Genomic DNA, 17,265 nt, shown 5'->3' with positions numbered 1-17,265 from the left:
GTGATCGGTTTTGTCGGGATCAACAACGCAGGCAAGTCGACCGCCCTGCGGTTGTTGTATGAGTTGCGCGCCCGGTGGCGGTCACTCGGTGAGCCGCGGCCTACACAACACGTTGGACGGGCGGCGAGGTCCGAGCAACCAGGCCCCCTTCTCAGGTGTGGCCGATCAGGTGGAAATCGGGGACCTGGACGGCACGGATCTCGGCACGTTCTTCGAGAACCTCGCCGGCACGGATAACCGCAGTTCGGCCACGATCCAGGGCGGTTCAGGCACTAGTGCCTGAAATCGAGAAGACCTACATGACGCTTTTACGCCTTCCCGGAAATGCGAAAGGCCCGATTGCCGACGCGCTCCCCGAGCTGGGGGTCCACATGCGGTCCTCCCCACGCTGTATACATGGTGCGGATCCAATGGCCGATCGTCGCACCTCTCAATCCACGCGCGCGCTGCTGCGGCTCCGGCAGCTGCTGCTCGACGGCGCGTTCGCGCCCGGGACGCGGATGGCGGAGCTCGCGCTCGTCGACCGGCTCGACGTGTCGCGCACGCCGCTGCGCGACGCGCTGTCGGCGCTGGCCTACGAGGGGCTGCTGGAGCTGTTGCCGAGCGGCGGCTACGCGGTCCGGGCGTTCACGCGGGACGACGTCACCGACGCGATCGAGCTGCGCGGCGTGCTCGAAGGGACGCTCGCGCGCAAGGCGGCGGAGCGCCGGGACGTGGACGTCGCGGTGCTCGACGCGATCAACGGGGAGCTGGACGGCGTGGTGCACGCGCGCGGCTTCGCCACGTTCGAGCGGTACCTGGAGCTCAACGAGCGCTTCCACCAGGAGTTGATCGCCCTCGCGGGGTCGCCCGTGATCGAACGGTCGTTGGAGCAGGTGATGGCGCTGCCGTTCGCCTCCCCCAACGCGTTCGTGCTGGCCGAGGCCGAGCTGCCGGAATCCCGTGAGATCCTCGTGATCGCCCACCACCAGCACCGCGAGATCGCCCGCGCGATCGAGCGCGGCGAAGGCGCGCGCGCCGAGACCCTGGGCCGCGAGCACGCGCACCTGGCCCTGCGCAACCTCGAGATCGTGCTCGAGCACCGCGACGTCCTCGCGACGCTCCCGGGCGCCTCGCTGCTGCGCCTCGCCGACTGAGGCGACACGGCGGGTTGCCTTCCGGGCGCCCGAGTTGTATACAACATCACCATGCACGCTTCCGGAGGAGAGGCCGTCCGCGCGCCCGACACGTTCGCGCTGCCCGACTACCCGCGCAACGCCTGGTACGCGGCCGCCTACGACGTCGAGCTCAGGCACGAGCTGCTGGCCCGCACGATCTGCGGGAGGTCGCTCGCCATGTTCCGGCGCACCGACGGCTCCCCCGTCGCGCTGGAGAACGCCTGCTGGCACCGGCTGATGCCGCTGTCGGAGGGCCGCCTCGACGGCGACGACGTCGTCTGCGGCTACCACGGCATCGCCTACGACGGCGACGGGCGCTGCACGTTCATGCCCTCGCAGAAGACGATCAACCCGGGCGCGCGCGTGCGCAGCTATCCGGCCGTCGAGCGCCACCGCTTCGTCTGGGTCTGGACCGGCGACCCCGCGTCCGCCGACCCCGAGCTGATCCCGGACCTGCACTGGAACGACGACCCGGAGTGGGCCGGCGACGGCCGGCTGATCCATGCGGAGTGCGGCTACAAGCTCGTCGTCGACAACCTGATGGACCTGACTCACGAGACGTTCGTGCACGGCTCGAGCATCGGCCAGCGCTCGATCGCCGAGGTGCCGTTCGAGGTCACGCACGGTCCCGACTTCGCGACCGTCAGCCGCTGGATGACCGACGTCGAGCCGCCGCCGTTCTGGCGCATGCAGCTGGAGTGGAAGCGCGGCCGGCCGACCGAGCGCGTCGACCGCTGGCAGATCATCCACTTCCAGGCCCCGTCGACGGTCGCCATCGACGTCGGCGTCGCGCCCACCGGCACCGGCGCGCCGGAGGGCGACCGGTCCCAGGGCGTCAACGGCTACGTGCTCAACACGATGACCCCGGAGACCGACAGGACCTGCCACTACTTCTGGTCCTTCTGCCGCAACTACAACATCGGCGAGCAGCGCATCACGCACCTCCTGCGCGAGGGCGTGACGGGCGTGTTCGGCGAGGACGAGGTGGTCCTCAAGGCCCAGCAGGAGGCGATCGACGCCCACCCCGGCAAGCAGTTCTACAACTTGAACATCGACGGCGGGGCGATGTGGGCGCGGCGCCTCATCGACACGATGATCGCGGCCGAGAGCGACGACCCGCGCTACCGGGCGTCCGCGGCCGCCGCGGCGCAGCACACCGCCGGCGGCGCGCGGAGCGCGCGCGTGGAGGCGACCGCGGCCGACGCCGAGCGGCTCGGCGTCTGATGATCGGCGCCCCCGGGCATTTCGGGCCCGCGCGCGTGCGCGCGATCCAGGAGCTGGCCGACGACGTCCGGCTGCTGGAGCTCGTCCCCGAGGCGGGCGCCGAGCCCTATCCCCTCGGCAGCCACCTCGACGTCGCGGTGGTGCTCGACGGCTTGCCTGACCTGCGCTCCTACTCGTTGATCGGTGAGCGACCGCATGAGGGCGCTTACCGGATCGCGGTCAAGCGCCTGCCCGACGGCCGTGGCGGCTCGGCGTGGATCCACACGCTGCAGCCTGGGGACGCGGTCGACATCTCCGTGCCCCGCAGCCACTTCGAGCTGACCCACGGCCGCCCGGGCTACCTGCTGCTGGCCGGCGGCATCGGCATCACGCCGCTGGTCGGCATGGCCCAGGCGTTGCAGGGCGCGGGCGCCGACGTCCGGCTCCTGCACGCCGCGCGCAGCGCCGGCCAGCACGTCTTCGCCGACGAGCTCGGCGCGCTGCTTGGCGAGCGCTACGCGCGCTTCGCCGACGACGCCGGGGAGCGCGTCGACCTCGACGGCGAGATCGCGCGCCTGCATCCCGAGGGCGAGTTGTACGTCTGCGGCCCGCCCGGCCTGCGCCAAGCCGCGCAGGACGCGTGGCGCGCCGCCGGCCGACCCGCCCGCCGGCTGCGCTTCGAGACGTTCGGGACCGCCGGGCGCTTCCCGGCCAAGCCGTTCGTCGCCCGCGTCCGCGACCACGAGGAGCGTGAGATCGCCGTGCCCGCCGACCGCACGCTGCTGTCGGCGCTGAAGGCCGCCGGCGTGGAGGTGATGGCCGACTGCCTGCGCGGTGAGTGCGGCCTCTGCGCGGTCACCGTCGTCGACCGCGACACCGATCTCGACCACCGCGACGTGTTCCTCTCCGACGATGAGCAGCACGAGGCCACGACGCTCTGCGCCTGCGTGTCGCGCGCCGTCGGCGGCACCATCACGATCGATACGGGCTTCCGCCCGGCCGAGCAGCGGCTGCAGGCGACGATGGAGGGTCGCTGACCACGCGCCGGCACAGCTCGGCGAACGCTCGCGCGCGCCGGGTCAGGCGAATGCCGTCGGGCCAGGCGAGCACGAGCTGGTTGGCGAGCGGCTCGTCGTCGAACGGCACCTGCACGAGCGGCCGCCCCTCGTAGCTGCGGTCCACCTGCGGGCGGCTGAGGAGCGGCGCCCAGCCGAGATCGCGACCGACCAGCGCGCGGACCAGCTCGTAGCTGGAGGCGTAGTGCCGGACGTTCGGCTCGACGCCCGCCAGGCGGAAGAGGTCGTTGTAGTAGTCCTTGCTCGGCGGGACGTCGAGCATGATCATCGGGTGGGGCGCGATCTCAGCCACGGCGACGGACGCGCGCCGGGCCAGCGGGTGCTCGGGCGACATCAGCGCGTAGGGGCGCATCGTCCGCACCAGCTCCGTCGCGATCCCGGGCCGCAGGCCCTGGTCATACAACAACGCGATCTCGCAGCGGCCCTCGAGCAGCGCGTCGGCCAGCTCGTCCGACGGCCCTTCGATGAAGTCGAGCGCGACGTCGGGCTGCTCGCTCGCGAAGGTCTCCAGCAGCTCCGGCAGCACGAACGGCGCGGCGGTGCGGAAGCACCCGACGGTCAGCGACCCGCGCAGCCCGACGCCGGCCTCCTCCCCCGCGGTGCGCACGTCCTCCGCGTGGGCGAGGAGGCTGCGCGCCTCCGGCAGCAACCGCCGCCCCGCCGCGGTCAGCCGCAGCCCGCGCGCCTTCTCGCGGATGAAGAGCTGCGTCCCGAGCGAGCGCTCGAGCTGGCCGACGGCCAGCGAGATCGCCGACTGCGACACGTACAACCTGGTTGCCGCCGCCGTCATCGTCCCGGCGTCGGCCGCGGTCACGAAGCACTCGAGCTGACGGAGGTTCAACACGCCCCAGACATCATGAGCATCGCTCATGGACTTCGCAAGCAAGTCCTGCTTTACGGGCACCCCTCGGCCGGAAGACACTCGCACCATGTCTGCCACGGTGGGTCCCGCGGTGCCGACGAGCGACGTCGATCCCTTCTCCGACGCGTTCCTCGATAACCCGTATCCGGAGTACGACGCGATGCGGGACGCCGGCGACGCGGTCTGGCTCGAGCGCTACGGCCTCTGGGCGATCACCCGTGCCGAGCACGTGGAGCCGGCCCTTCGCGATGCGGCGACGTTCTGCTCCGGCCGCGGCGTCGGCATCCAGGACTTCTCGCGCGAGAAGCCGTTCCGCCCGCCGAGCCTGCTGCTCGAAGCCGACCCGCCCGACCACACCAAGGCGCGCGGCGTCATCACCAAGGTCCTCGGCCCGAAGGCGGTCAAGGCGATGCGCGAGACGTTCCGCTCCGTCGCCGAGACGATGATCGACCCGCTGATCGAGCGCGGTCGCTTCGACGCGATGACCGACCTCGCCGAGCCCTACCCGCTCAAGGTCTTCCCCGACCAGCTCGGCCTGGAGGAGGGCCCGGAGCGCCGGCAGCTGATCCTCTACGGCGGCCTGGTCTTCAACGCCTTCGGCCCGCACAACGAGCGCTTCCGCCGCGCAGCCGAGCAGGCCGCCGGCACGGCGGAGTGGATCATGGCCCACACGCGGCGCGAGGCGCTGCGGCCCGGCGGGCTGGGCGAGCGCGTCCACCAGCTCGCCGCCGAGGCCGGCTACAGCGACGACGAGGCCGGCATGATCGTCCGCTCGTTCCTCTCGGCCGGCGTCGACACCACCGTCAACGGCCTGGGCAACACGCTCTTCTGCCTGGCCACCCATCCCGAGCAGTGGGCCGCCCTGCGTGCCGACCCGTCGTTGGCGCGCGCCGCGTTCGAGGAGGCCATCCGCCTGGAGTCGCCGGTGCAGACGTTCTTCCGGACGGCCACCCGCGACGTCGCGCTCGGCGACGTCACGGTCAAGGACGGTGACAAGGTCCTGCTCTTCCTGGCCGCGGCCAACCGCGACCCCCGCCGCTGGGGCGAGGACGCCGACCGCTACAACATCACCCGCACAGCTGCCGGGCACGTCGGCTTCGGGGCCGGCATCCACGCGTGCGTCGGCCAGATGCTCGCGCGCCTCGAAGGCGAGTGCGTGCTCTCCGTGCTGGCCGAGCGCTGCGCGACGCTCACGCTCGACGGCGAGCCGGTCCGCGAGCTCAACAACTCGCTGCGCGGCTTCGACCGCCTCCCGCTCCGCGTCGAGGCCGCCTGATGCCGACCATCACCTACATCGAGCCCGGCGGCGAGGAGCACGAGGTCGACGTCGCGGCCGGGACGACGATCAAGGACGCCGCGATCGCCAACGGGATCGACGGCATCGTCGCCGAGTGCGGCGGCAACGCGATGTGCGCGACCTGCCACGTCTACGTCGACCCCGCCTGGGCGCAACGGCTTCCCGCCATGGAGGCGGTCGAGGACGAGCTGCTCGAGGACACCGCCTCGCCGCGCGAGGCCACGAGCCGGCTCGGCTGCCAGGTCGCCGTCGGCGACGACCTCGACGGCCTTGTCGTACGCCTGCCCGAGGCGCAGGAATGACAACGGGCCCGGTCGTCGTCGTGGGCGCCGGCCAGGCCGGCTTCCAGGTCGCCGCGTCGCTGCGCCAGCGCGGCCACGACGGACCGGTGACGCTGATCGGCGACGAGCCCGGCCTCCCCTACCAGCGCCCGCCGCTGTCCAAGGAGGTGCTCGCCGGCACCGGCGCACCCGAGACGACGGCGCTGCGCCCCGAGGCGTTCTTCGCCAAGCACGCCATCGCGCTGCGCTCCGGAGAGCAGGTTGTAGGGGTCGACCGGGATCGGCGCGCGGTGACGCTGGCCTCCGGCGAGGCGCTCGCCTACGCCGACCTCGTCCTGGCCACCGGCGCGCGCCCGCGACCGCTGCCCCTGCCGGGCGCCGAGCGCGACGGCGTCCTGGCGCTGCGCACGCTCGCCGACGCCGTCACCATCCGCGACCGCATCACCGCGGACACGCGGGTCGTGGTCATCGGCGCCGGCTTCATCGGCCTGGAGGTCGCCGCCGGCGCACGCAGGCACGGCGCCGAGGTCACGGTGCTCGAGGTCGCGCCTCGGGTGATGGGCCGCGCGCTGTCGGCCGCGTCGGCCGCCCACCTCGTCGGCCGCCACGAGCGCGCGGGCGCGTCGATCCGGACCGGCGCGGCGATCGAGCGCATCGCCGGCGACGGCCACGGCCGCGCGACCGGGGTCGTCCTCGCCGGCGGCGAGCGGATCCCGGCCGACCTCGTGGTCGTCGGCGTCGGCGTCACGCCGGCGACCGAGCTGGCCGAGCAGGCCGGGCTGGCCGTCGCCGACGGCGTGCTCGTCGACCCCACCCTGCGCACCGAGGACCCGCACATCTGGGCGATCGGCGACTGCTGCCGTTTCCCGCTGCCGTCCGGGCGGCGCGTCCGCCTCGAGTCGGTGCAGAACTCCACCGACCAGGCGCGCGCCGTCGCCGCCGCGATCACCGGCGAGGCCGCCCCCTACGACGCCGTCCCCTGGTTCTGGACCGACCAGCACGACGCCAAGCTCCAGATCGCCGGCCTCCTCGACGGCCACGACCGGACCGTCCTGCGCGGCGATCCGGACGCCGACGGCCACTCCGTCTTCTGCTACTGCGGTGAGCGCCTCGTCGCGGTCGAGTCGATCAACCGCCCGCGCGACCACCTCGCCGCGCGCAAGCTCCTGGCGGCCGGATTCTCGCCGCGCCCCGAGGACGTGGCCGACGACGCCACCGACCTGCGCGAGCTGCTGGCCCTCACGGCGCCTGCCCCTCCGTCAACTGCAACATGAAGCCGCCGGAGGTCTCGGGGACCGTCCAGAGATGACGCCGCCCGCGCATCACGACCGGCTCGGCGACCTCCACCGGCCGGACCGGCTCCTGGAAGCGCACGCCCTGCGCGCGCAGGCGCGCGGCCGTCGCGTCGAGGTCGTCGACCTCGACCGCGACGTGATCGAGCCGGACCGCCTGGCCGGCCGGCAACCGCTCGCCGGCCTCGTCGAAGCGCACGAGCTCCAGCCGGCCGGCGCCGAGGGCAAAGAACGCGGCGGTCAGCCCGAAGTCGTCGACGCGGACCTCGGTCGCCGGCGCGCCCAGCCCGAGCACGTCGCGGGCGAAGGCGCACGCCGACTCCAGGTCTTCGACGACCACCCCAACATGGTCGAAGCGCATCAGCCGACCGAGGCGAGCGCGTCGCGGTTGACGACGGCCGCGGGCTGCTCGCCCGCGAGCACCGCGGCGACGTTCTCGGCTGCCTGGCGCGCGAGGTCGCGCATCGACTCCTCGGAGTAGAACGCGGTGTGTGGCGTGGCGAGCAGCCGGTCCTGCGCCAGGAGCGGGTGGTCGGCCGGCAGCCGCTCGGGCTCGAAGACGTCGATCCCCGCGCCGGCGATCGTGCCGTCGGCCAGCGCCTGCGCGAGCGCGTCGAGGTCCACGATGGCGCCGCGCGCTGCGTTGAGCAGGTACGCGGTCGGCTTCATGGCCTTCAGGAACTCCGCGTCGACCAGATGGCGCGTGCCGTCGAGCAGCGGCACGTGGACCGAGACCGCGTCGGCGCGCCGCGCCAGCTCGCCGAGCGCGACGGGCTCGACGCCGGCCGCGCGCACGCGGACCTCGTCGGCGTCGTGGGCGATGACCTCCATGTCGAGCCCCTGGGCCTTGCGGGCGACCGTCTGACCGATCGCGCCAAAACCGACGACGCCCAGCGTCGAGCCGGCGACGCGCCGGGTCGGCAGGCCGACGCCGAGCGACCAGTCGCCGACGCGGACCGCGCGGTCGTAGAGCGCGAAGCCGCGAACGAGCGCGAGCAGCATGCCCAGCACGTGCTCGGCGACCTCGTCGGTGCAGTAGACGGGGACGTTGGTCACCGGCAGCCCTCGTCGCGTCGCTGCCTCGACGGCGATGTTGTCGGTCCCGACGCCATAGCGGCCGATGACGCGCAGGCGGTTGCTCGCGGCGATGACGCGCGGGGTGACGTGCGCGAAGCAGGTGAGGATCGCGTCGGCGTCGCGCACGAGCTCCACCAGCTCGTCTTCCTCACCGGTCTTGGCCAGGACCGTCTCGGCGCCGACGCGCGCGAACACCTCGTCCTCGATCGCGGTGTCGGCCCACGTGATGTCGGTGATCAGGACCTTCATGCCACCGTCTCCAGCGCCAGCGCCTCGCGGCCTGCGTAGGGCGCGTCGTCGCCGCCGAGCGCCTCCTCGATCCGCAGCAGCTGGTTGTACTTGGCCAGGCGCTCGGACTGCGCGACCGAGCCGACCTTGATCTGGCCGCCGGCCGTGCCGACGGCGAGGTCGGCGAGCCCCGGGTCCTCGGTCTCCCCCGACCGCGCGGAGATCACCGTGCGGTAGCCCGCCCGCTTGGCGCGCTCGACGACCGCCAGCGTCTCGGTGATCGTGCCGATCTGGTTCATCTTGACCAGCACCGCGTTGGCCGCGCCGGTCTCGATCCCGCGCTCGAGCCGCTCGATGTTGGTGGTGAAGAAGTCGTCGCCGACGACCTGCATCCGCGGGCCGAGCGCCTCGGTCAACGCGGTCCAGCCGTCCCAGTCGTCCTCGGCCAGCGCGTCCTCGACCGAGAGGATCGGATGGCGGGCGGCGAGGTCGCCGATCAGCGCGGCGAGCTCGTCGGGCGTGCACGTCCGGTCCTCGGAGGCCAGCACGTAGCGGCCGGTGCTCGCGTCATAGAAGTGCGTGGCGGCGATGTCGAGCGCGTAGGCCACGTCGTCGCCGAGCCGCAGGCCCGCGCGCTGCACCGCGGTGTCGAGCAGCTCCAGCGCCGCGGCGTGCGACGCCAGCGGCGGGCCGAACCCGCCCTCGTCGGCCTTGAGCGCCGTCAGCCCGCGCTCGCGCAGGACGTCGGCGGTCGACTCGTACACCTCGACGATCCAGCGCAGCGCCTCGCGGTAGCTGCCGGCGCCGACCGGCATGATCAGGAAGTCCTGGAAGTCGAGCTGGCGCCCGGCGTGCAGGCCGCCGCTGATGATGTTCACCATCGGCATCGGGAGCACCGGCTCGGCCGCGCCCGCGAGGTGGCGCCAGAGCGGGACGCCGGCCTGCGCCGCCTCGGCCCGCGCCGTGGCGAGGGACACCGCGAGGATCGCGTTGGCGCCCAGCCGCGACTTGTCGGGGGTCCCGTCGAGGTCGATCAGGCGCGCGTCCACGGAGGCGAGGTCCGGCTCGGCCCCGGCGAGCGCGGCGGCGATCTCGCCGTTGACGGAGGCGACGGCATCCAGGACACCGCGGCCGCGGTAGCGATCCGGGTCGCCGTCGCGGCGCTCGACCGCCTCGTGGCGGCCGGTGGAGGCACCGGACGGGACGCTGGCCCGCGACCTCGTCGCGTCCGACAGCATCAGGTCGACTTCGACGGTGGGTCGGCCGCGCGAGTCGAGGACCTCGCGGGCGTGCAGAGATGTGATGGTGGTGGTCATGAGAAGAGGTGGTCGAGGACAGGATCCAGGTGTCGTCCTCGGCCGAGCAGGAGGTCGCGGGCCATGACGCGCACCCGGCCGGTGGTGATCTCGCCCGCGAGGTACTCGGCCGGCGACTTGCCGTCGACGCGTGCCAGCAGCAGGCACCCCAGCTCGGCGACGACGTCTGCGTCGCCCGGCGCCACGGCGCCCGCCTCCGACATGTAGGCATCGACGAAGGCACCCGCCGCCGCGCGCAGGACCAGGCGGTCCTGCGGCCGGCGCACACCCTTGAGGACGAGGTGCGTGAGCAGGAACGCGACGTCGAAGGCCGGGTCGCCCCAGTGCGCGACCTCGAAGTCGAGGGCGAGCACGCGGTCGGGGTAGGCGAGCAGGTTCTTGGGGGACCAGTCGCCCAGGACCAGCGCGCGGCGGGTGCCCAGCAGGCGATCGACCTCGCCGAGCACCGCGTCGGCGAGATCCGGGTTCCGCGCGGCCGCGGTGCGGTGGTAGGGATCGACCCGGCCCTGCAGCAGCGGCGTCTGGTCGGCGAACCGCTCGGCGACCTCCGCGTCGCCGGCGGTCCGCGCGTGGATCGTGCCGAGCAGCGCTCCGGCCCGGGCCGCCGTCTGCAGGTCGACGTGCCCGGCCAGCAGCTCGTCCTTCCAGTTGGCCCCGCCGCCGGGCGCGTGCGACATCAGGAACAGGAACCGCTCGTCGTCATGGCCGAGCACCGACGGCACGGAGTCCGGCGGCAGCAGCTGGCCGAGCAGCTCCATGCAGCGGCGCTCGTTGCGGATCCGCCCGCGGTCGAACGTCCACTCGGTGGCGACGCGCAGCTTCGGCAGCGACTGCTTGAGGACCGCGCGGCCCCCGTCCCAGGAGACTGCCAGCACGACGTTGGAGATCCCGCCCGACAGCGCCCGTGCCCTGACCGGCGTGCCGGGCGCGACGACGCCGAGGTCGGCCAGCACGTCGCCGGCGCTCGCCGCCGAGACCAGCTCCACTTCGTCCGGGATCAGCGCCACGTCGCGGCGGGTCGTGCGAAGAGCAGTGCGGTCTCGGAGGCCCCGCTGACCGCGACGATGCGGCGCAGCGGTCGCCGCCGCGGCACGCAGCCGAGGACCACGACGTCGTGCCACGCGTCCTCGAGCAGGTCGGTCACCTGCGACCAGCGACGCAGGGTCCGGTAGGTGACGCAGGCCGCGGGCAGGCTGAGCGCCGCGGCCCGCGCGGCGAGATCGGCACGCTCCAGCGACTCGGCGACGAGGCGCTCGTGCGTCGTCATGCCGGAGAGCGGCGCGAAGGCCGACACCATCGCGGGCACGGCCATCGGCATCGTGGCGATCACGACCCGGGCGCTGGTGAGCTCGAGCGCCTCGCCCAAGACGGCGAGCGCGCGATCGCAGGACTCCTCGTCGGCGACGACGAGCGCAGACGACGAGCGGCGGGCCGTGACCGGCGGCGCGATCGTCCTTGGAGGCGACGTGACCAGCGTCATACGACGACTAGAACACGAATTGGTATTCTAGTCAAGGGAGAGGCACATGTCGCATGCCGTCGTCGTCGGAGCGCGGAACCTGGGCGGGTCGATCGCCGACCGAACTGCGCGCAGCCCTCGATGCCGCCACAACCGAGAACGGTCCGATCGACCCGATGGTCAACGCGGTGTCGGTGCTGGCGACCCCCGCCGGCGCGCGGGGCGCACCCACGAGCTGACGCTGACGCCGGCCGGACGGTCGCCGGCGCCGTGGTAGGCGCCGGCGAGCGAGCCGCTCAGACCGGCTGAGCGCAGAGCGCGATGAGCTCGTGCCGGATGTCGTTGGGGTCGATCGACGGGTCGGGGTTCTGCTCCCACGCGCCGATCGACGCCGACAGCTCGACGACCGCCTTGCAGCGCTCGAAGCGCCGCTCCATGAAGCGCTCCAGGACCGCGTCGATCCCGCCGCCGCCCTCGAGCTCCTGCGTCAGGACGAGGGCGTCCTCGACAGCCTGCGCCGCGCCCTGCCCGGCGTGCGGCGACGTGCCGTGCGCGGCGTCGCCGATCAGCAGCACCCGGCCGCGGTACCACGGGCGCGGCACCAGGATGTTGTCGACAGGCCGGAAGACGACGCCCTCCGGGTCGGTGATCTGGTCGCGGATCTCGGCGATCTCCCCGCCGAAGATCTCCAAGCGCTGCCGCATCAGCGCGGGCAGCTCCTCCGCCGGGATCTTCAGCCGGTCCTGCGGCCACTTGGTGATGTACAAGACGTACATCAACGAGTCCGACAGCGGGACCAGCCCCGCGGTCCCGCCTGCCCCGCCGATGTAGACGTGGATGCGGTCCAGGTCGTCGATCCGCGGCAGGTTGTAACGCCAGGCGGTCTGACCGGTGTAGCGCGGGCGCAGCTCGTCGCCGAACAGCATCGTGCGGATCTGCGAGTACAGGCCGTCCGCCCCGATGACGAGGTCGTAGTCCTCGGTCGTGCCATCGCTGAACGCCACCGTGACGCCGTCGGCCCGCTGCGTCAGCTGGCTCACGACCTCTCCGACGCGCACCGCAACGCCCTCGTCCCGCAGCCGCGCCTTCAGGATCTCGTGCAGCGCGGGCCGCGTCAGCCCGTTCATGGGCGGGAAGCGCGGGTCGACCGACGGGTAGTCGTCGTTGGCGACGACCGTCCCGTCGGCGAGGTGGTTGCGCCCACCCAGGATCGGATGGCCGGCCGCGACGCACGGCTCCGCGAGCCCGAGCGCGTCGAGCGCGCGCAGCGCGTTGGGCGGCTGGATGATGCCCACGCCGTAGACGTCCCAGCGCGGGTTCTTCTCGACGAGGTCGACGTCGACGCCGATGCCCCGCAACGCGATCGCCGCGGTCAGGCCGCCGACGCCGCCGCCGACGACAAGGGCCTTCTGGATGTCAGCCATGGCGAGACGCTAGCTGCCGGGGACGAACAGGTCGGTCGACTCGAAGCCCTCGCGGCCCACTTCGGCCTGCTCGCCGTGGACCTCGGGCCAGCACTCCATCATCGACTGCGGCATCTCGAGGTTCTGCCACACCGTCGTGCCGCCCTGCTTGACGTGCCAGTCCTTGCGCTCGAAGTCCGGCTCGGCGTTGACCCACCCACCCGCGTTGATCTCGATGCGCATGCCGCCGGGCTCGCGCACGTACAGGTAGGTGATCTCGTCGATGCCGTGGATCCCGGGGCCGAACTCGATCGGCGTGTCGGCGGCCAGGAACGCCTCGGCGGCGCGCTCGACGTCGGAGCGCTGGTCGACGCGGAAGGCGATGTGGTTGACGCGCCCGGTCGCGCCCGAGAAGTCCGGCACCATGCCGAGGTCGTGCGTCGGCCGGATGCCGTTGCACGTCATCGTCGCGAACACGTTGAAGCCGGGCTCCACATGCATGATCGCCGTGTGGCGCTGGCCGAGCGTCTTGTAGAACTCGATGTCCTCGACCATCTTGGGCGACGCGATCGTCACGTGGTCGATGTAGCGCGCCTGGGCGCCACGGCCGGGGTTCTTCTGCGGTCGGTTGAGCAGGCCGTGGTCGACCTTCTCCGGGGGTGCCTGGTAGCGCTCGACCTCCCAGAAGACCTCGTGCAGGTGCTGACCGTACGGCGCGCGGTACTGGTAGGCCGCGCCGCGACCCGGACGCTCCGCGACCCAGCCCACCCCCGTGCCGGCGGCCTCGACACGCTTGGCGACGATCTCAGGATCTCCGGGTCCATAGGCGCGCCAGCCGGTGGCCCCGAGCGCGGGCTCGGCGCCCTCGGTGACGATCAGGCTCGAGTGCAGCCACTCCGCCCAGCCGCGGAGGTAGACCGACTGACCCTCGCGATGGGTCTCCTCGAGCCCCAGCACGTCGACCATCCACTTGACGGTCTCCTCGGGCTTGGGGCTGATGAGCTCGGCATAGGCGAGCTGGGACAGCAGCACTTCGGACATCTAGGTCTCTCCTCCTGAAGTAACACGAACCGTCGTTCTAATTCGAGACTAGGCCGAACGAACCGTCGCTGTCAAGGGTTAGAACGACGATTCGGGTTTGCCTTGACTTCACCCGCACGACTCCGGTACACATGCCGAATTAGAACGCGCCTTCGGGTCCACCGCGGCGGTTCGTAGGAGAGGAGAGCTGATGCTGGTGAGCGGAGTGCGCCCGGCCAGCGCGACGGATCCCACGCTCGGGACAGGAACCGAGCGCCCCGTCGCGCTGCGAGCCGACAACCTGGCCAAGTCCTTCGGGGCCACGAAGGCCCTGCGATCGTGCTCGTTCGAGCTGCGCGCCGGCGAGGTGCACTGCATCGTCGGGGAGAACGGCTCGGGCAAGTCGACGCTGGTGAAGATCCTCTCCGGGATCCACCGCCCCGACAGCGGGCAGCTCGACCTGCCCGACAGCGACGCGGCGAAGCTCACCTCCCCCGCGCAGGCGGCGCGGGCCGGCATCGCGACGGTCTTCCAGGAGGTGCTCGTCGTCGAGCCGCGGTCGGTGCTCGAGAACGTGTGGATGGGCGTCGACGGGGTGCTGCGCACGGCGGTGGCGATCGACGAGAAGCGTGCGCGCGCCGGCGCGATCCTCGAGCGGCTGCTGGGCACCGCGCCCGACCTCGACCGCCCGGTCGAGCACCTCACGCTCAGCGAGCGGCAGGCGTGCTGCCTGGCGCGCGCCCTGGTCCGCGAGCCGCGCGTCTTGATCCTCGACGAGGCGACCTCGGCGCTGGACATCGAGACGCGCAACCGGCTCTTCGCCCTGTTGCGCGAGCGCACCGCGGCCGGGACGTCGGTGATCTTCATCTCTCATCGCATGGACGAGATCGCCGACATCGGCGACCGCTGCACGGTGATGCGCTCCGGCGACACCGTCGCCACGTTGCAGCGCCACGAGGCCACGGCGAGCGAGCTCGTGCGGCTGATGACCGGCGCCGATCACCTGGCCGCCGAGGCGGCCGAGCGCACGCACGTGGCGCCCGGCCCCGTGGTCCTGGAGGTGGAGGGCTTCACGCTGCGCGCCGGCGAGCTCGTCGGGTTGGCCGGCCTCGAAGGCCACGGCCAGGACGCGTTCCTGCGCGCGCTCGCGGCGAGCGCCGGCGCGCGCGCCGCCTACGTCCCGCGCGAGCGCCGCGCCGAGTCGCTGTTCGAGTCCAAGTCGATCCGCGAGAACTTCGGCATCGTCACCCTCGGCCGGGACGCGCGCCGCGGGCTGCTCTCGCCCGCGCGCACGCGAGCGCGCCTGAGCGAGTACGTCGACCGCCTGCGGATCAAGCTCGGCGATCCTGAAGACGCGATCACCACGCTCTCGGGCGGCAACCAGCAGAAGGTCGTCATGGCCCGCTGGCTGGCCACCGAGCCCGAGGTCCTGCTGCTCAACGACCCGACGCGCGGCGTGGACATCAACGCCAAGCGCGACCTGTACGACCTGCTGCTCGACCTGGCCGCCGGCGGCATGGCGATCGTGATGCTGTCGACCGAGGTCGACGAGCACGTCGAGCTGATGGACCGGGTGGTCGTCTTCCGCGAAGGGAAGGTCGCGGCCGAGCTGCCGCGCGCCGCCCTCACCCGCCAGGCGCTCGTGGCCGCCTTCTTCGGCGAGGCCGTCGATGCCTGATCTCCGAGAGCTGCTGCGCACGCGCCCGTTCGTCTTCGCGGCCGGGCTCGCGCTCGTCCTCCTCGTCGCCAACATCCTCGCCGAGCCGGCCTTCGGCAAGCCCGGCAACTGGCCCACCGAGCTGGCGACCCTGGTGCCGTTCGCGATCGTCGCCATGGCCTCCACCCCGTCGATCGTGTCCGGCGGTGGCGGTCTCGACATCTCGGTCGGCCCGATCGCGGTGCTGGCCAACGTCGTGCTCGTCAAATGGCTGCTGCCCGGCAGCGTGTGGGTCGATCTGCCGTTGTTGATGGTCATGGGCTTGGTGGTCGGAGCGCTCAACGGCGTGCTCGTCACGCTGCTGCGCTACCAGCCGGTCATCGCGACGCTGTGCACGTTCTTCGTGCTGGCCGGCGTGATCGCCAAGATCGCGCCCGCCAACGCCTCCACCCCGGCCGCCAACTGGACCGCCGACTTCGCCGACAAGGTCGGCCCGATCCCCGGCGCGCTGATCCTGCTGGCGATCCCGCTGGCCATCTGGTTCGCGCTGTCGCGAACCGCGTTCCACCGCAACCTGTACGCCGTGGGCGGCAACGACGCGACCGCCTTCTCCGCAGGTGTCGACGTCACGCGAACGCGCATCGCCGCCTACGCGCTCGGCGGGTGCTTCGCCGCGGTGGCCGGCGTCGCGCTCACCGCGCTCGTCCAATCGACCCAGGCCACCGGCTACTCGCAGTACACGCTGATCGCGCTGGCCGCCGTCGCATTGGGCGGCACCCAGCTCGGCGGCGGGCGCGGCGGGCTGATCCCGTCCTTGCTGGGCGCGTGCTGCATCTACCTCATGCAGACGCTGCTCGGCGCGGTCGGCGTGTCGTCGTCCTGGCTGACCTTCGTCTACGGCGCGCTGCTGGTGACCGGCGTGGTCGTCGGCGCGCAGATGCTCACCCTCAAGCCCCGGAGCGCTCAGGCATGACCACCATCATCTCGCTGCAGCGCCGCGCGCCGGTCTTCCAGCTCGTCGCCCTCGTCGCGCTGTTCGTCTACGGGTCGGCGACCATCGCCGGCTTCAGCGCCAGGACGTCGCTGACCTCGATGCTCGTCCTGGCGTCGCTGCTGGGCCTGGCGGCGCTGGGCCAGACGCTCGTGCTGATCCTCGGCGGCCTGGACCTCTCGGTCCCGGGTCACATCGTCATGGGCGCGATCCTGACCAGCCAGCTCTACGGCACCGAGGGTGTCTCCGGCGCGGGAGCCATCGCCGTGGTGGTGGCGATCGCCGCGATCCTCGGTGCCGCCACCGGCTGGATCTGCCACCGCTGGCGCATCCAGCCGCTGGTCGTCTCGCTGGGCATCGGCTCGATGGCCTCCGGGGCGACGGTCGCCTGGACCCAGGGCAAGCTCAACGGCCAGGCGCCGCCGTTCCTGACCGACCTGACCTCCGCGTCGGGCACGACGTTCGGCATCGCCGTCCCGCCCGTCGTCGTCATCTGGGGCGTCCTGGCGATCGTCGTCGCCGTCGTCCTGCACCGCACGGTCGCCGGTCGCCGGTTCTTCGCCACGGGCGCGAACCCGCGCGCCGCCGGTCTGGCGCGCATCAACACCAAGAAGGTCTGGATCTGCGTGTTCGCCACGAGCGCCGTGTGCTCGGCCCTGGTCGGCGCCCTGCTGGCGGGCTTCGCCGGCGCCGACCAGACGCTCGGCGATCCCTATCTCTTCAGCGCGCTCACCGCTGTGATCGTCGGAGGGACGACCTTCATGGGTGCCCGCGGCGACTACACCCACACGGTCGTGGGCGCGCTGATCCTCACCGTCCTCACCACCGTGCTCGTCGGTCGCGGCCTCCAGCCCGCCGACCAGCAGATCATCTTCGGCGTGCTGATCCTCCTCGTCGTCGCGGGCTACGGCCGCGACCGGCGACTGCAGGACCGCGTCTGAAGCGC

General features: G+C 72.4%; 17 protein-coding genes. 9 read left to right on the top strand and 8 right to left on the bottom strand.

The features are described from left to right. Positions 1–410: 410 nt before the first annotated feature. The 3 genes from H030_RS0110895 to H030_RS0110885 are packed head-to-tail and all read left to right on the top strand — an operon-like array spanning position 411 to position 3,397. Positions 411–1,136, top strand: coding sequence for a GntR family transcriptional regulator (locus tag H030_RS0110895; RefSeq protein ID WP_027006131.1), 726 nt, complete (start codon positions 411–413; stop codon positions 1,134–1,136). Positions 1,137–1,187: 51 nt separating this feature from the next. Then, positions 1,188–2,381, top strand: a complete 1,194-nt coding sequence (locus tag H030_RS31185; RefSeq protein ID WP_081690688.1) for an aromatic ring-hydroxylating oxygenase subunit alpha — start codon at positions 1,188–1,190, stop codon at positions 2,379–2,381. After that, the gene (locus tag H030_RS0110885) at positions 2,381–3,397 is read left to right on the top strand and encodes a PDR/VanB family oxidoreductase (protein WP_035126097.1); all 1,017 of its coding nucleotides are present in this window, start codon (positions 2,381–2,383) and stop codon (positions 3,395–3,397) included. Before H030_RS31185 ends, H030_RS0110885 begins: the two co-directional genes overlap by 1 nt. On the opposite strand, the gene H030_RS31180 is transcribed toward H030_RS0110885, so the two are convergent. Continuing rightward, positions 3,333–4,280 carry a LysR substrate-binding domain-containing protein gene (locus H030_RS31180; RefSeq protein WP_051222334.1) on the bottom strand — a complete coding sequence of 316 codons (948 nt, stop codon included), beginning with the start codon at positions 4,278–4,280 and terminating at the stop codon, positions 3,333–3,335. The genes H030_RS0110885 and H030_RS31180 overlap by 65 nt on opposite strands. 85 nt (positions 4,281–4,365) lie before the next feature. On the opposite strand from H030_RS31180, the gene H030_RS0110875 reads away from it, so the two are divergent. The 3 genes from H030_RS0110875 to H030_RS0110865 are packed head-to-tail and all read left to right on the top strand — an operon-like array spanning position 4,366 to position 7,150. Then, positions 4,366–5,574, top strand: a complete 1,209-nt coding sequence (locus tag H030_RS0110875; protein ID WP_027006129.1) for a cytochrome P450 — start codon at positions 4,366–4,368, stop codon at positions 5,572–5,574. Beyond that, positions 5,574–5,897, top strand: a complete 324-nt coding sequence (locus H030_RS0110870) for a 2Fe-2S iron-sulfur cluster-binding protein (protein ID WP_027006128.1) — start codon at positions 5,574–5,576, stop codon at positions 5,895–5,897. Before H030_RS0110875 ends, H030_RS0110870 begins: the two co-directional genes overlap by 1 nt. Next, entirely contained in the window at positions 5,894–7,150 is a 1,257-nt protein-coding gene (locus tag H030_RS0110865) for an NAD(P)/FAD-dependent oxidoreductase (protein WP_027006127.1), read from the top strand. Before H030_RS0110870 ends, H030_RS0110865 begins: the two co-directional genes overlap by 4 nt. Here the strand turns inward: H030_RS0110865 and H030_RS31175 are convergent. The 7 genes from H030_RS31175 to H030_RS31165 form a co-directional block, all read right to left on the bottom strand. Beyond that, positions 7,116–7,529 carry a VOC family protein gene (locus H030_RS31175; RefSeq protein WP_081690686.1) on the bottom strand — a complete coding sequence of 138 codons (414 nt, stop codon included), beginning with the start codon at positions 7,527–7,529 and terminating at the stop codon, positions 7,116–7,118. The two genes, H030_RS0110865 and H030_RS31175, sit on opposite strands and share 35 nt — an antisense overlap. Beyond that, positions 7,529–8,494 carry a C-terminal binding protein gene (locus tag H030_RS0110855; RefSeq protein WP_027006126.1) on the bottom strand — a complete coding sequence of 322 codons (966 nt, stop codon included), beginning with the start codon at positions 8,492–8,494 and terminating at the stop codon, positions 7,529–7,531. The genes H030_RS31175 and H030_RS0110855 overlap by 1 nt, the downstream gene beginning before the upstream one ends. Continuing rightward, on the bottom strand, positions 8,491–9,789 hold the full coding sequence (gene eno, locus H030_RS0110850; protein ID WP_027006125.1) for a phosphopyruvate hydratase: 1,299 nt from the start codon (positions 9,787–9,789) through the stop codon (positions 8,491–8,493). The genes H030_RS0110855 and eno overlap by 4 nt, the downstream gene beginning before the upstream one ends. Continuing rightward, the gene (locus H030_RS31170; protein ID WP_051222333.1) at positions 9,786–10,796 is read right to left on the bottom strand and encodes a phosphotransferase family protein; all 1,011 of its coding nucleotides are present in this window, start codon (positions 10,794–10,796) and stop codon (positions 9,786–9,788) included. Before H030_RS31170 ends, eno begins: the two co-directional genes overlap by 4 nt. Continuing rightward, positions 10,787–11,269, bottom strand: a complete 483-nt coding sequence (locus H030_RS39000; RefSeq protein ID WP_027006124.1) for a hypothetical protein — start codon at positions 11,267–11,269, stop codon at positions 10,787–10,789. Before H030_RS39000 ends, H030_RS31170 begins: the two co-directional genes overlap by 10 nt. A 275-nt stretch (positions 11,270–11,544) precedes the next feature. Then, positions 11,545–12,672 (bottom strand): FAD-dependent monooxygenase, encoded by a 1,128-nt coding sequence (locus H030_RS0110835; protein WP_027006123.1) that lies wholly within the window; start codon positions 12,670–12,672, stop codon positions 11,545–11,547. A gap of 9 nt (positions 12,673–12,681) precedes the next feature. Next, on the bottom strand, positions 12,682–13,692 hold the full coding sequence (locus H030_RS31165; protein ID WP_081690684.1) for a VOC family protein: 1,011 nt from the start codon (positions 13,690–13,692) through the stop codon (positions 12,682–12,684). A gap of 190 nt (positions 13,693–13,882) precedes the next feature. Between H030_RS31165 and H030_RS0110825 the strand changes: the two genes are divergently transcribed. From H030_RS0110825 to H030_RS0110815, 3 genes are read left to right on the top strand one after another with little or no spacing between them, the layout of a single operon-like run. Continuing rightward, complete coding sequence (locus H030_RS0110825) at positions 13,883–15,349, top strand: sugar ABC transporter ATP-binding protein (protein ID WP_027006122.1); 1,467 nt, start codon at positions 13,883–13,885, stop codon at positions 15,347–15,349. Then, positions 15,342–16,301 (top strand): ABC transporter permease, encoded by a 960-nt coding sequence (locus H030_RS0110820; protein ID WP_035126092.1) that lies wholly within the window; start codon positions 15,342–15,344, stop codon positions 16,299–16,301. The genes H030_RS0110825 and H030_RS0110820 overlap by 8 nt, the downstream gene beginning before the upstream one ends. Beyond that, positions 16,298–17,260 (top strand): ABC transporter permease, encoded by a 963-nt coding sequence (locus H030_RS0110815; RefSeq protein WP_051222331.1) that lies wholly within the window; start codon positions 16,298–16,300, stop codon positions 17,258–17,260. Before H030_RS0110820 ends, H030_RS0110815 begins: the two co-directional genes overlap by 4 nt. The last annotated feature ends 5 nt before the right edge of the window (positions 17,261–17,265 follow it).

It is taken from the genome of Conexibacter woesei Iso977N, assembly GCF_000424625.1.
Lineage (GTDB): Bacteria > Actinomycetota > Thermoleophilia > Solirubrobacterales > Solirubrobacteraceae > Baekduia > Baekduia woesei_A.
This window is presented reverse-complemented; position numbering and strand designations above follow the sequence as displayed.

Bases quoted from the DNA above. Each gene is read 5' to 3' on its own strand.
- H030_RS0110895 (WP_027006131.1), top strand. From the start codon at position 411: ATGGCCGATCGTCGCACCTCTCAATCCACGCGCGCGCTGCTGCGGCTC.
- H030_RS31185 (WP_081690688.1), top strand. From the start codon at position 1,188: ATGCACGCTTCCGGAGGAGAGGCCGTCCGCGCGCCCGACACGTTCGCG.
- H030_RS0110885 (WP_035126097.1), top strand. From the start codon at position 2,381: ATGATCGGCGCCCCCGGGCATTTCGGGCCCGCGCGCGTGCGCGCGATC.
- H030_RS0110875 (WP_027006129.1), top strand. From the start codon at position 4,366: ATGTCTGCCACGGTGGGTCCCGCGGTGCCGACGAGCGACGTCGATCCC.
- H030_RS0110870 (WP_027006128.1), top strand. From the start codon at position 5,574: ATGCCGACCATCACCTACATCGAGCCCGGCGGCGAGGAGCACGAGGTC.
- H030_RS0110865 (WP_027006127.1), top strand. From the start codon at position 5,894: ATGACAACGGGCCCGGTCGTCGTCGTGGGCGCCGGCCAGGCCGGCTTC.
- H030_RS31175 (WP_081690686.1), bottom strand. From the start codon at position 7,529: ATGCGCTTCGACCATGTTGGGGTGGTCGTCGAAGACCTGGAGTCGGCG.
- H030_RS0110855 (WP_027006126.1), bottom strand. From the start codon at position 8,494: ATGAAGGTCCTGATCACCGACATCACGTGGGCCGACACCGCGATCGAG.
- eno (WP_027006125.1), bottom strand. From the start codon at position 9,789: ATGACCACCACCATCACATCTCTGCACGCCCGCGAGGTCCTCGACTCG.
- H030_RS39000 (WP_027006124.1), bottom strand. From the start codon at position 11,269: ATGACGCTGGTCACGTCGCCTCCAAGGACGATCGCGCCGCCGGTCACG.
- H030_RS0110835 (WP_027006123.1), bottom strand. From the start codon at position 12,672: ATGGCTGACATCCAGAAGGCCCTTGTCGTCGGCGGCGGCGTCGGCGGC.
- H030_RS31165 (WP_081690684.1), bottom strand. From the start codon at position 13,692: ATGTCCGAAGTGCTGCTGTCCCAGCTCGCCTATGCCGAGCTCATCAGC.
- H030_RS0110825 (WP_027006122.1), top strand. From the start codon at position 13,883: ATGCTGGTGAGCGGAGTGCGCCCGGCCAGCGCGACGGATCCCACGCTC.
- H030_RS0110820 (WP_035126092.1), top strand. From the start codon at position 15,342: ATGCCTGATCTCCGAGAGCTGCTGCGCACGCGCCCGTTCGTCTTCGCG.
- H030_RS0110815 (WP_051222331.1), top strand. From the start codon at position 16,298: ATGACCACCATCATCTCGCTGCAGCGCCGCGCGCCGGTCTTCCAGCTC.